The 13,291-nt window shown below is 37.9% G+C and carries 10 protein-coding genes; 6 read left to right on the top strand and 4 right to left on the bottom strand.

Annotated elements, in window-relative coordinates:
- Window positions 1-13 precede the first annotated feature (13 nt).
- From lptE to AC056_RS03295, 3 genes are all read right to left on the bottom strand, one after another.
- Window positions 14-523, bottom strand: a complete 510-nt coding sequence (gene lptE, locus AC056_RS03305; RefSeq protein ID WP_004698727.1) for an LPS assembly lipoprotein LptE — start codon at window positions 521-523, stop codon at window positions 14-16.
- Window positions 524-550: 27 nt separating this feature from the next.
- Window positions 551-3,175, bottom strand: coding sequence for a leucine--tRNA ligase (leuS, locus tag AC056_RS03300; RefSeq protein WP_077162738.1), 2,625 nt, complete (start codon window positions 3,173-3,175; stop codon window positions 551-553).
- A 187-nt stretch (window positions 3,176-3,362) separates the two neighbouring features.
- Entirely contained in the window at window positions 3,363-3,707 is a 345-nt protein-coding gene (locus AC056_RS03295; RefSeq protein WP_077162737.1) for a DUF4124 domain-containing protein, read from the bottom strand.
- Window positions 3,708-4,210: 503 nt separating this feature from the next.
- Here AC056_RS03295 and AC056_RS03290 point away from each other — a divergent pair.
- The 5 genes from AC056_RS03290 to AC056_RS03265 all read left to right on the top strand — a co-directional run bounded on the left by AC056_RS03290 (window position 4,211) and on the right by AC056_RS03265 (window position 11,200).
- Entirely contained in the window at window positions 4,211-5,935 is a 1,725-nt protein-coding gene (locus tag AC056_RS03290; RefSeq protein ID WP_004698721.1) for an acetolactate synthase 3 large subunit, read from the top strand.
- The gene (ilvN, locus tag AC056_RS03285) at window positions 5,935-6,426 is read left to right on the top strand and encodes an acetolactate synthase small subunit (protein WP_004698718.1); all 492 of its coding nucleotides are present in this window, start codon (window positions 5,935-5,937) and stop codon (window positions 6,424-6,426) included. The genes AC056_RS03290 and ilvN overlap by 1 nt, the downstream gene beginning before the upstream one ends.
- Before the next feature lie 32 nt (window positions 6,427-6,458).
- Window positions 6,459-7,475, top strand: coding sequence for a ketol-acid reductoisomerase (ilvC, locus tag AC056_RS03280; protein ID WP_004698717.1), 1,017 nt, complete (start codon window positions 6,459-6,461; stop codon window positions 7,473-7,475).
- 498 nt (window positions 7,476-7,973) lie between these two features.
- Window positions 7,974-10,028 carry a GGDEF domain-containing phosphodiesterase gene (locus AC056_RS03275; protein ID WP_068932569.1) on the top strand — a complete coding sequence of 685 codons (2,055 nt, stop codon included), beginning with the start codon at window positions 7,974-7,976 and terminating at the stop codon, window positions 10,026-10,028.
- A 608-nt stretch (window positions 10,029-10,636) separates the two neighbouring features.
- Window positions 10,637-11,200 carry a TetR/AcrR family transcriptional regulator gene (locus tag AC056_RS03265; protein ID WP_077162736.1) on the top strand — a complete coding sequence of 188 codons (564 nt, stop codon included), beginning with the start codon at window positions 10,637-10,639 and terminating at the stop codon, window positions 11,198-11,200.
- Window positions 11,201-11,374: 174 nt separating this feature from the next.
- On the opposite strand, the gene AC056_RS03260 is transcribed toward AC056_RS03265, so the two are convergent.
- On the bottom strand, window positions 11,375-11,947 hold the full coding sequence (locus tag AC056_RS03260; protein WP_077162735.1) for a TetR/AcrR family transcriptional regulator: 573 nt from the start codon (window positions 11,945-11,947) through the stop codon (window positions 11,375-11,377).
- Between the two features lie 330 nt (window positions 11,948-12,277).
- Between AC056_RS03260 and AC056_RS03255 the strand changes: the two genes are divergently transcribed.
- Window positions 12,278-13,141, top strand: coding sequence for a hypothetical protein (locus AC056_RS03255; protein WP_004698707.1), 864 nt, complete (start codon window positions 12,278-12,280; stop codon window positions 13,139-13,141).
- Window positions 13,142-13,291 lie beyond the last annotated feature (150 nt).

The following is a 13,291-nucleotide window of genomic DNA, read 5'->3' as shown; positions in this document are numbered from 1 at the left end:
GAACAATTAAATCTTATGGTTGAGCTTTTGGTAAGCGGTTTGCTGAAATTTGACGAGTAATTTGCTGTGCAATGTCATCAATCACAATACGTTGTAAGTAACCTTCTTGCTGGTTCTCAGTGTTAACCGTTGCCAAGTCGTATTGATAACTACGAGATGCAGTTAAAGTACGTGGCTCGGTAATTTTATTACCTTGACGGTCTTCAATTTGGAAAGTCACAGTTAAGCGTAATAACACTTCTGTAAGCTTACCATTTAGAAGTTGACGACGCGGCGTGTACTCTAAAACATGAAGAACATACGCATCATTGTCATTGCTGAACTGAACGCCATTTGCAGCTAAATACACTTTTAATTGTGTTTCTAGGTCATCGGTTTTTGCCGGTAACTCAAGGCTTAACTTTTTATAAACAAGTGGAGTCGCAGTCGGGTTAGTTCCTTTTAAATGGAAACCACACCCGACTAAGCCTGCACTAAGGCCTAAGGTTAAAACAACAGCGGCTAAACGTTTGGCTAAGTGCATGCTTGATCCTCTCATTAATACCTGTAATTAAACCACGAGGTTAACCAATTTGTTTGGAACCACAATTTCTTTTTTGGTTGGTCCTGTTAAGAACTGTTGAACTTCTGGTAATGCTTTAGCCTGAGCTAATAAGTCATCTTTAGAAATATCGACAGAAACTTCAAGTTTACCGCGAAGTTTACCATTTACTTGTACAACAATCGTTTGGGCATTACGTGTTAATGCAGAAGCATCAACCTCAGGGAAGATTGCTGCTGTTAAGTCCGTACCAAACTGAGTCAATAAAGTTTGACTTAAATGCGGTGCAAATGGAGCAAGTAACGTTAACAATGTGGTGATTGCTTCACGTTCTACAGCAACATCATTGTCATCTTTTGCTTCAAACTTGTTGCTTGCGTTTAACAATTCCATCAAAGCAGCAATTGCAGTATTGAATGCATGACGACGTTCAATATCATCACTCACTTTTTGAATCGTTTCGTGAGTCTTACGACGTAAATCTTGAGCATCTTTAGACAAGTTTGCTGTATCGATTGCAGTTGCAGCGTTTCCTTTTTCAAGGAAGCTTGCTACCAGACGCCATACACGTTTCAAGAAACGGTTAGCACCTTCAACACCTGCATCAGACCATTCTAAAGATTGATCTGGTGGAGCAGCAAACATCATAAATACACGTGCGGTATCTGCACCGTATTGATCAATAATTGCTTGTGGGTCAATACCGTTATTTTTCGACTTAGACATTTTCTCTTGTCCGCCGATAATCACTTCTTGACCGTCACCTGAATATTTTGCAGAAAGAATACGACCTTTTTCATCACGTTCTAATTCGATGTCAGCAGGGTTGAACCAAGTTTTCTTGCCATTTTCCGCTTCACGATAGAATGTATCTGCAAGCACCATGCCTTGAGTTAACAAGTTAGTAAATGGTTCATTACCTTGTACAACGCCTTCATCACGCATTAATTTGTGGAAGAAACGTGCATAAAGTAAGTGAAGAATCGCGTGTTCCACACCACCAATGTATTGGTTTACAGGAAGCCAGTTTTGAGCAGCTTCAGGTTTGACCATACCGCCAGTGAAGTCTGGAGACGCATAGCGTGCGTAGTACCAAGATGACTCTACGAATGTATCCAATGTATCTGTTTCACGACGTGCATCGCCACCACAGCAAGGACATTTCGTTTCATAGAACTCAGGCATTTTATTAAGCGGGTTACCTGAACCATCTGGAACAACGTCAGTTGGTAATACAACTGGAAGTTGGTCTTCTGGAACTGTGACTTGACCACAAGTATCACAGTTAATCATTGGAATTGGACAACCCCAGTAACGTTGACGAGAAACACCCCAGTCACGTAAACGGAATTGAACTTTAGAGTTTGCTAAACCTTGTGGTTCTAATTTCGCAAGGAATGCGTCAAACGCAGCTTGGAATTCTAAACCATCAAACTCGCCAGAGTTAACAAGTTTACCTTCTTTAGAACCGTACCATTCTTGCCACTCAGTTGCAGAGTAGTCTGCATCGTCAGCGCCTTTGGCATCAATCACTTGCTTAATTGGTAAGCTGAACTTATTCGCAAATTCAAAGTCACGTTCGTCATGTGCTGGTACAGCCATCACTGCGCCAGAACCATAAGACATTAATACGTAGTTTGCGATCCAGACAGGAAGCTGTTCACCAGTTACAGGGTGTTTTACAAACAAGCCTGTTGCCATGCCTTTTTTCTCGGCTGTTGCCAAGTCAGCTTCTGCAACTGAACCCATGCGGCATTCTTCAATAAATGCAGCCAATTCAGGGTTGTTTTCAGCAGCTTTAAGCGCAAGAGGGTGTTCTGCTGCAACAGCAACATATGTCACGCCCATCAGCGTGTCAGCACGTGTTGTATAAACAGTTAAGCCGTCAGCATAAATTTCGGTATTGGCAGATGGGAAAGTAATTTCCATACCAGTAGAGCGACCAATCCAGTTACGTTGCATGGTCAACACTTGTTGAGGCCAGCCGTCTTGTAAAGTGTCTAGGTCGTCTAATAATTCTTGTGCATAGTCCGTAATACGGAAGTAGTACATTGGAATATCGCGTTTTTCAACCAATGCACCAGAACGCCATCCGCGACCATTTTCAACTTGTTCGTTAGCTAAAACTGTTTGGTCAACCGGGTCCCAGTTTACTGTTGAAAGTTTACGGTAGATTAAGCCTTTTTTATAAAGTTGAACGAACAACCATTGTTCCCAGTGGTAGTACTCTGGTGTACAAGTTGCAAATTCACGGTCCCAATCTACAGATAGACCTAATTTTTTTAATTGGTCACGCATGTAAGCGATGTTTTCAAATGTCCATTTTGCCGGAGCAACTTTATGGGCAATTGCAGCGTTTTCCGCAGGTAAACCAAATGCGTCCCAACCCATTGGTTGTAGTACGGTTTCGCCTTTTAGACGGTAAAAACGGCTAATTACATCGCCAATTGTATAGTTACGCACATGACCCATGTGCAGTTTGCCACTTGGGTAAGGGAACATTGACAGGATGTAACGATGTTTACCTTCGACAGTGTCGGCAACTTTAAAGACTTTACGATTTTCCCAATCTTGTTGGACTGATGGTTCAATCGTGTTTGCTTGATATTCTGGGTCAATGTGAGAAATAGTCATAGACGTAAGCTATACAACGAAAATTGAAATGAAAGATTGCTGCACAGCATAGCGCAAAATACAGGAAAATGTCAGTTTTTAGATCACGATTTTATCTTTTAATATGAGCTATAAAAATTTCCCAACCCATTCTTCTTTATTTTAAATCATGGAAGAGTGGTGAAAGTATTCACCACTCTTCTTTTACTTAACGTGGTGCTGTAGCAGATGGAGCCGGTGCTGCAGATGGAGCTGCTGCTACGGTTGTATTTTTTTCCTGTACAGCGTTAGCTGCTGGTACGGCTTTATCTGTTTTATCTTGAGTTTGTTGTTCTGGGGTTGGTGTCGAATTCTTTACAGGTGGCTGGGTGCCATAAGTCGAAACTGTGTTCAAATGTTTCGCGCCTTTAGGCGGTGGTGTCGTGGTGTAGTGTGTCGAGCCACTTTTATCTACCCATTTGTAATATTGCTCTGCCTGACTCTGACTTGAGCAAACTAAAATCGCTGTTGTGAATGCTGTATATAAGCTTGTTTTTAAATAAGATAAGTTCATGTTAGATGTTCCCCAAAAAATACTGACTATATTTAAATAAAGTTCATAAATAAGCAATTTAGAATGAGTGGTTTTATATCAAAAAGAGTGTTTTTTATATAAATAATGGGGCAGGGTGATCAAATTTACGATTCGATATTAGATTAAAAAAACGTCAGCTAGTTTTTTTTATGGAAAAACCTTTCCTTTAATCTTGACTTTAGTGAATTAAACAACAAAAATGCTTTCTTTAGTTTTATATGCGATTATTTGATCACCCTTCGAATAACCGTCATGTTTTGTAATAGACATTCTCTCTAGCCGAGAGATTGATTTTACTAAAGTATGTATATCCAGACATGCTTTATTAATGTTAAAAAAGCTTATACGGCTGAAAAACAGAAATTTTTCTATTGCAACGAAAACTAGACAATATGTGTGCTATAACAGTGCAGACAATTCAATGAATGAAACACTATTTGTGCCTTCCATAAATAGTGATAAAGAATTTAGGGTGAATCACGTTGGAACTTTTATCTGGTGGTGAAATGCTCGTTCGTGCTCTTGCGGACGAAGGCGTTGAACATGTTTTTGGTTATCCAGGCGGCGCTGTATTACATATTTATGATGCGCTATTTCAACAAGACAAAATCAATCATTACCTCGTACGTCATGAACAAGCTGCCGGTCATATGGCAGATGCTTACTCACGTGCTACAGGTAAGACTGGTGTAGTACTGGTCACTTCAGGACCTGGCGCAACCAATACAGTAACTCCTATTGCAACAGCTTATATGGACTCAATCCCAATGGTGATTTTGTCTGGCCAAGTTGCATCACATCTTATTGGTGAAGACGCTTTCCAAGAAACTGATATGGTCGGTATTTCACGTCCTATCGTGAAACACAGTTTCCAAGTTCGTCACGCAAGTGAAATTCCTGCAATTATCAAAAAAGCATTTTATATCGCATCAAGTGGTCGCCCTGGTCCAGTTGTAGTCGATATTCCTAAAGATGCGACTAATCCAGCAGAAAAATTTGCATACGAATATCCTGAAAAAGTGAAGATGCGTTCTTATCAACCACCTTCACGTGGTCACTCTGGTCAAATTCGTAAAGCGATTGATGAACTTTTAAGTGCAAAGCGCCCTATCATTTATACGGGTGGTGGTGTTGTTCAAGGTAATGCATCAGCATTATTAACTGAACTCGCTCATTTATTAGGTTATCCGGTAACTAACACGCTTATGGGCCTTGGTGGCTTCCCGGGTGATGATCCACAGTTCGTGGGTATGTTAGGTATGCATGGTACTTATGAAGCAAATATGACAATGCATAATGCTGATGTCATTCTTGCGGTAGGTGCTCGTTTTGATGACCGAGTAACTAATAATCCTGCAAAATTCTGTTTAAATGCCAAAGTTATTCATATTGATATTGATCCGGCAAGCATTTCAAAAACAATTATGGCGCACATTCCAATTGTAGGGGCAGTTGAGCCTGTACTTCAGGAAATGTTGACCCAGTTGAAACAATTGAATGTGTCTAAGCCAAACCCTGAAGCGATTGCTGCATGGTGGGATCAAATTAATGAATGGCGTAAAGTTCATGGCTTGAAGTTTGAAACACCGACTGATGGCACAATGAAGCCTCAGCAAGTTGTTGAAGCTTTATATAAAGTAACGAATGGTGATGCCATCATTACTTCAGACGTTGGTCAGCATCAAATGTTTGGTGCGTTGTACTACAAGTACAAACGTCCACGTCAATGGATCAACTCTGGTGGTCTTGGCACCATGGGTGTTGGTTTACCTTATGCCATGGCTGCGAAGCTTGCTTTCCCAGATCAACAAGTTGTTTGTATTACGGGTGAAGCTTCAATTCAAATGTGTATTCAAGAGCTTTCAACTTGTAAGCAATACGGCATGAATGTGAAGATCTTATGCTTGAATAACCGTGCTTTAGGTATGGTTAAACAGTGGCAAGATATGAACTACGAAGGCCGTCATTCAAGCTCATATGTTGAATCATTGCCTGATTTTGGCAAGTTGATGGAAGCTTATGGCCATGTTGGTATTCAAATTGATCATGCTGATGAATTAGAGTCAAAGCTTGCTGAAGCAATGGCGATTAATGATAAATGTGTATTCATCAACGTTATGGTTGATCGCACAGAACATGTATATCCAATGTTGATCGCAGGTCAGTCCATGAAGGATATGTGGTTAGGTAAAGGGGAGCGTACATAATGAGACATATTATTTCTGTACTCGTTGAAAACGAAGCTGGTGCGCTTTCTCGTTTGGTGGGTTTATTCAGTCAACGTAACTACAACATTGAGACGTTGAATGTTGCCCCAACCGAAGATCCTACGTTATCACGTTTAACGTTAACCACTTATGGTGATGACCATAAAATTGAACAGATTACGAAGCAACTCAACAAACTTGTTGAAGTTGTAAAAGTAGTAGATTTATCAGAAGGTTCACACATTGAGCGTGAACTGATGTTGATTAAAGTAAAAGCGTTAGGTGCTTCACGTGCTGAAATTAAGCGTACAGCGGATATTTTCCGTGCGCAAATTGTAGACGTGACATCAACAACCTATACCATTCAAATAGCAGGGACAACTGAAAAATTAGATGGTTTTATTGATGCGCTTTCAGAAAACACCATTCTAGAAGTCGTTCGTTCAGGGGTATCTGGTATCGCCCGTGGCGAAAAAGTTTTAGCCATTTAATTTTTTAAAAAGTATTTTAGCGGAGAACACAAATGCAAATTTTTTACGACAAAGACTGTGACTTATCAATCATCCAAGGCAAGAAAGTAGCGATTATTGGTTACGGTTCTCAAGGTCATGCACATGCACTTAACCTTAAAGACTCAGGCGTAGACGTAACTGTAGGTTTACGTGCTGGTTCAGCTTCTTGGAAGAAAGCTGAAAATGCGGGTCTTAAAGTTGCTGAAGTTCCAGCAGCAGTTAAGCAAGCTGACCTCGTAATGATTTTGACTCCAGATGAATTCCAATCACAACTTTACCGTGACGTGATTGAGCCAAACATCAAAGAAGGCGCGACTTTAGCATTTGCTCATGGTTTCTCTGTTCTATATAACCAAGTTGTTCCACGTAAAGACTTAGACGTAATCATGGTTGCGCCTAAAGCTCCTGGTCACACAGTACGTTCAGAATTCCAACGTGGTTCAGGTGTTCCTGACTTAATCGCAATTCACCAAGACGCTTCTGGTAATGCGCGTAACGTTGCGCTTTCTTACGCTTCTGGCGTAGGTGGTGGTCGTACAGGTATTATCGAAACTTCATTCCGTGAAGAAACTGAAACTGACTTATTCGGTGAGCAAGCAGTTCTTTGTGGTGGTGCAGTTGAACTTGTTAAAATGGGCTTCGAAACTTTAGTTGAAGCTGGTTATGCTCCTGAAATGGCTTACTTCGAGTGCTTACACGAACTTAAGTTAATCGTTGACTTGATGTTCGAAGGCGGTATCGCTGACATGAACTACTCAGTGTCTAACAACGCTGAATATGGTGAATACGTAACTGGCGTTGAAGTAATTAACGAACAATCTCGTGAAGCAATGCGTAATGCATTAAAACGTATTCAATCTGGTGAATACGCGAAGATGTTCATTCAAGAAGGTGCATTGAACTACCCATCTATGACAGCTCGTCGTCGTCAAAATGCTGCACATGGTATTGAAGTAACTGGTAATAAGTTACGTGCGATGATGCCTTGGATTCAAGCAAACAAAATCGTAGATAAAGAGAAAAACTAAGTTTTTTCTTTAGCTTTAAAAGTGCGTTAGCGAAGTAAAACTTCGCTCTTGCACTCGGGCAGAGCGGTGCTCTGCTAGTCCTCGCTTCTTGCGTAGGAAGAAAGCGCTGCTTTCTTGATTCCTACTCAGGATTCAAGCGAACAAAATCGTAGATAAAGAGAAAAACTAAGTCTCTTTTCTAGTGTTTCTAAAAAACCCTGCTTAATGCAGGGTTTTTTATTTTAATTCAGCTAAAACCAAGCTTAAAAAATCATCATTAAGGTCAGCTGACCTAGACTCAAGAAATCCTATATTTTTCATATAATTGGATGCTTAATTTTTGTTTAGTTTATTGATTTCTAAAGTAAAAAATACTTGACCAAATGTTAGATAATATTATTGTTTATAACTGACTAAAAAAGTCAAATTTACTAATATTTCTTTAACGTGTTTAATTGTATTTTGTGCAATGAATTGAACAAAATAAAAAAAAGTATTGAATAATCATGGAAGTCCAGTATGGGTCATGTTGATTACGATAGCACATTGATCGTCGGCTCTTTTATTGCGGCTGGCGTTATTTGCTATATTGTGATTTCCATGGAGCAGTTAATATTTAAGCAAGCTTATAGAAAAGTTGAGCCTCTTATTTTAATACTGAATGGTTTATTGCTTGGAGCAGCCATTAGTATTGTCCATATTGTTGGTATGAATGCTTACCACATATTTGAAACTTCAGCCTCGAATGTTCCATTAATTACACTTTCTTACGGTATTAGTGCCTTACTTTCGTGTATCTCAATTTGGCTGACTTCTCGTTATACTTTACCTTTAGTGAGACTGATTTTAAGCTCAGTCATTATGGGAATTGGTATTTCCGCTTCGTACTATGTGAGTATGTTGGGTTGGAATATCGATCTTTATAAGAAAGATTACACCTCATTCTTAATTCTATTTTCTGTATTAATTGCCATGAGTGGCTCGGGCTTGGCTTTCTTACTAGCCTATAAGTTAAAAGAAAGTGACCGTAATCGCGTAAGTTTAAAACTAGCTTTTGCAGTCATGATGACTTTAAGCATTATGGGAATGCACTATACGGCACTTATTGCGACAAATATTACCGATAAATTTGTAAGCCAGTATCAGGCTGAACATGATTTGCTGCTGTTTACCATTATTTTAGTCACCTGTTTGGTGCTGGTCGCGAGTTTTATTGTTGCTGTACTGGAACAACGACTCAATCAGCGCAATTTAGAACTCCGAAAAGCCAATAAAGAACTCGCCAATCTCTCTATTCAAGATAATCTGACTAAGCTACCAAACAGACTATATTTAGTTGACTACGCCGAAGTTCTCCTTTCAGACCATCGTTATAAAGACCAAAAAATTGCTTTTCTTTATATAGATTTAGATCGTTTTAAATCGGTAAATGATGCGTTTGGTCATCATATTGGAGATCAGCTCCTTATTCAGATGGCGAACCGTTTACATTGGCAACTTAGTGAAAAATGCAAGTTGCTGAGAATTGGTGGTGATGAGTTTTTATTAATAGCTGAAAATACCGATACTGATGGAGCTGTGTATTTAGCTGAAAAAGTATTGCAGCTCATTCAAGAAAGTTATCAAATTTCCGGTAAAGAAATTAACATTTCAGCGAGTCTTGGTATCGCACTGTTTCCTGAACATGGGCAAAATGTTCAAGACTTACTTATGAATGCCGATGCAGCAATGCTGATGTCTAAAGAGCAAGGCCGCAACACTTATACCGTCTTTAGTTATTCTACTCATCAACAAGAAACAAGAAGTCAGTCAAAACTGATCAACGATTTATATAAAGCAGTCGACGAAAAGCAATTTGTTCTTTATTACCAGCCGAAGTTTAATACCAATCTTGAAATTTGTGGGGTAGAAGCGCTTATTCGCTGGAACCATCCAACGTTGGGTATGCTTACGCCACACATGTTTATTGGCGGTGCGGAAAAGACAGGTTTAATTATTCCAATGGGATATTGGGCGCTTGAACAAGCTTGCCAGCAAATTCAGGAATGGGAACGCAATAATACTCATTTTTATCCAGTTGCAGTCAATTTATCGGCCTTACAGTTTGAAAATAAAAAGCTCTTTAGTACCCTCGAAAGCCTGTTAAAAAAATACCAAATTAAGCCTCATCACCTTACTGTTGAAATTACCGAATCAACTGCAATGCGACATATCGACTTAAGTATTCGTGCTTGTGAGCGACTACGTGATATGGGTATTCGAGTGGCAATTGATGACTTTGGAACAGGGCATTCAAGCTTCTTATATTTAAAAGACTTACCAGTCGATGAGCTTAAAATTGACCGTGGTTTTATTGTCGATTTAAAACCGGGTTCAAAAGAAGAAGTCATTTTAGAAAGTATTATTCACTTGGCAAAAAAGTTAGGTTTAACCGTAACAGCCGAAGGAGTAGAAACTCAGCAGCAAGTCGAAATTTTAACGCGTTTAGGCTGTCAGCAGTTCCAAGGTTATTTGTTGGGTATGCCTGTAAATGTAGGGCAACTGATCCAGTCACAAGGCGCTCATTTTGTTTAATCTCGACATTAGCTTAAAATTAAAAAAATACTTGTATATATAATATCTAAAGTAATAATTTATTTAATCTAATGAAAAACAATAAGAAATTTAAAATCTTGGCATAAATTCCACATTGACACTTCTAAACTCTCAGATTATCCTTTGCCTGCTGGCCTACATTGCCAGCCGGTCGTCGCAGACCGATTAGTAAAGGCATCAGATTATTCCCTCTGAGGAGTAGTCTTGTGTGTACAATCGTCCCTCGCTCGTTGCGGTAGGACGAGTGAGGGACACCTTCGGGTGTGCTGATTCTTTACTATCAGTCTGCGAACCCTTGCTCGTTCTGCCACCATAATTCTAAATTCATGCTTTGGCAGAACTCCAAATATAAGGAGTTGGCTATGCATACTTTTTTATCCCACCAGATTAGTCTTTAACAAGGTTTGATTACTTTTGAGTTTTCAGACTTTAGTTCGTCACGACTAAAAAATCATATGAACAATAAAACTTGAGATGCGTTAGGGCCATCTTTGGAGCCTTTGCATGCTTTTTTTGCCTAAAGCAAAAGTTGCAGCCGTTTTCTCTGATTTAGACACAACAACAAATTAATTTATAACGGTACATATATGCCATATTCAGATCTCTCATTTCGCGCGTTAAGTGCGCTGCATAAGTGTCGCTATCTTTTTAGTCAACATGGTTTTCACAACGTCGGTGTCGATCGACTTGCGAGAGAGGCAGAGGTCCCGAAAGCCTCATTTTATAACTATTTCCACTCTAAACAGCGGCTGGTTGAAATGTGCCTAAACTTTCAAAAAGATGCCTTAAAAGAGCAAGTACACTCAATCATTTACATACAAAAAGATTTAGCCTTACGTGAAAAGCTCAAGAAGATTTTCTTTTTACATACCAATTTAAATGGCAACTATTACTTATTATTTAGAGCTATTTTTGAAATTGAAAAAATTTACCCGTCAGCTTATCAAGTGGTGGTGCAGTATAGATATTGGCTCATTAATGAAATCTGTAATTTGCTTTTAACCCTAAAGAAAGAAGCCACCCAACAAGATGCTTATATGTTTTTGTTTGTAATCGATGGGGCGATTATGCAATTACTCGATGCAAACAGGGGAGATACACGAGATATGTTACTGGTGTATATTTTAAAGAGTATTTTTATGAGTGATTAATTAATTTAAATAAATAAGCTTACCTAACACTATATTTTTATTAAGGAATATTTAAAGGATTAAAATTATATAAAGTTAAGGCCGTTATGTAGCGAGTACATATTGGCCTAATTTATATTGATTAAGAGAAGAAGCAAGTCTGCTTATATAAATAAACTAAATTATTAAGTTTATTTAAGCAGCTGCACATCTCAGAGTTGTTTCGAGTTCAATTAGTTTGTTTATATAAGACCATGTTTCTTCAGGGTTAATTTCTGGTTTATTAATAGTGGCATCAATAATAAGTCCATCTATAATATTAAGAAAAAGGCTACTTAGAACTTTTGGATCTTCAATTTCTAAATCTGAAAATATTTCAAAAACTACATTGTAAATCCAGTTTCGGTATTTATTAACTTGAACTTTAACAGATGGATACATTTGTAGTACTTCAATGGTCGCTTTTTTAAATAAGCATCCATTAAAATCTTCAGTATTAATCCAGTCGATATACCAATTAAAAACACTTTTAAGTTTATTTAATGGGTTGCTTACACTGTTAATTTTGTCTAATAAAGACGCCTGAACCTCTAAAATCCGTCGTTGAAGACATTCTTCAATTAAAATCTCTTTAGAAGAGAAGTACTTATAGAACGTCATTTTTGCAACATTGGATTCAGCAATAATTTTGTCAATACCAATAGAGGTATAACTTTTTTGATTAAAAAGGGTCATTGCTGTTGTTATAATCGTTTCTCTTTTTGACATTGGTTGCCCCGTCATAGATATTTTTTGATTAACTTTGCTATTGTAAAGTATGAAAGCTTAAATAAAACTTATTTTATGATATTTAAAAAATCATATTTATTCAATAGTTTGGTTTATTTTAAAAATTATGAATTTTTATATTTTATTGTCAATAGTTTACTTTTTTAAATAATATTAATTAATCCATTGATTTGTTGAGATAATGAACATAATATCGGATCGTTAAGTATGGGTATGCGGAATTTATCCTTTTAGCAAATGAGTGCAAAATGGAAATAGAGGGATGACCCATAGCTTAACTATAAGAAAAACTTTTTATTGAGAATGATTATGTCAAAAAAATTTGAAGACTTTGATAATCCAAGACAAAAAGCATTACAAGGTATGAAAAACAGTATTTCTGCCCAACAGTGGGAAGAAAACTTACAATTTCTCAAACAATTAAGGAATAGAATTGCACATTTACCAGTAAGTCATCATCCAGCCATTGAAATATTAAATAATGGTTATCTTGATAAACAAACCCTGACACGTATTCATTTAGAATATCGTCATGCCATCGTACAAATTTTTACTGATGCTTTATTACAGGCGCAGTTTCTCACGAAGCAATTGGAACCAAAGCTTCACTCTGGCGCTAAAATGTTTCCTAGGGTGTTATTAAGCTTAAATATATTGGATGAATTCGGTTTTAGACCGGGTTTAGGTAAAGATAATTATTATTTAGGGAACCCTGAATATGCACATTATCCTTTATATGAAGATTTATTAAATGATTATGGTTTGACTGAGGCAGACCGCCGTAATTATAAACCTTCTAAAATTTCAGATCAGGTAAGAACATTCTTAGAAGATTCTTATGATAGCTATATGAAAGTTGTGGCTTTATTGGCCGTAGCAGAAGAAGAAGTCATTCTTTTTAGCCCACCATTAAGACAAGCAACCAAGTTTGTAAATATTGATGTTGAGGGTGGGGGTTATTATCACGTACATGGTGTTTCAACAGATGAAACGGCTGAAGCTGCTGATGATGACCATCAAGACGACTTGTGGTTTGCATTAGCACAAGCGATTACTCCAAGTGACTATGAAAGTTTAACAAAACTATGTCTTGATTATTGTGCATTGTGGACTGAATTTTGGGATGCCCAAATTGCCGATGTTCAATTTATTGAGGAAAAGAAATTGGCATAAGTTTCTAAGTTTATTCATAAAAAGCCTGTTTATATTGAACAGGCTTTTTTAATGGTGAATGCCATGAGTTCTTTAGGGCTTCACGAAAAATATTCCTGACATGAAAACACGGGCAGACAACTCAACAATCTCTAAACAGTACCTATAAAT

Source organism: Acinetobacter genomosp. 33YU, from assembly GCF_001990725.1.
GTDB lineage: Bacteria > Pseudomonadota > Gammaproteobacteria > Pseudomonadales > Moraxellaceae > Acinetobacter > Acinetobacter seifertii.
This window is presented reverse-complemented; position numbering and strand designations above follow the sequence as displayed.

What these genes read in the sequence shown, in the direction of transcription:
- lptE (WP_004698727.1), bottom strand. Translation starts at nt 523, where the DNA reads ATGCACTTAGCCAAACGTTTAGCCGCTGTTGTTTTAACCTTAGGCCTT.
- leuS (WP_077162738.1), bottom strand. Translation starts at nt 3,175, where the DNA reads ATGACTATTTCTCACATTGACCCAGAATATCAAGCAAACACGATTGAA.
- AC056_RS03295 (WP_077162737.1), bottom strand. Translation starts at nt 3,707, where the DNA reads ATGAACTTATCTTATTTAAAAACAAGCTTATATACAGCATTCACAACA.
- ilvN (WP_004698718.1), top strand. Translation starts at nt 5,935, where the DNA reads ATGAGACATATTATTTCTGTACTCGTTGAAAACGAAGCTGGTGCGCTT.
- ilvC (WP_004698717.1), top strand. Translation starts at nt 6,459, where the DNA reads ATGCAAATTTTTTACGACAAAGACTGTGACTTATCAATCATCCAAGGC.
- AC056_RS03275 (WP_068932569.1), top strand. Translation starts at nt 7,974, where the DNA reads ATGGGTCATGTTGATTACGATAGCACATTGATCGTCGGCTCTTTTATT.
- AC056_RS03265 (WP_077162736.1), top strand. Translation starts at nt 10,637, where the DNA reads ATGCCATATTCAGATCTCTCATTTCGCGCGTTAAGTGCGCTGCATAAG.
- AC056_RS03260 (WP_077162735.1), bottom strand. Translation starts at nt 11,947, where the DNA reads ATGTCAAAAAGAGAAACGATTATAACAACAGCAATGACCCTTTTTAAT.
- AC056_RS03255 (WP_004698707.1), top strand. Translation starts at nt 12,278, where the DNA reads ATGTCAAAAAAATTTGAAGACTTTGATAATCCAAGACAAAAAGCATTA.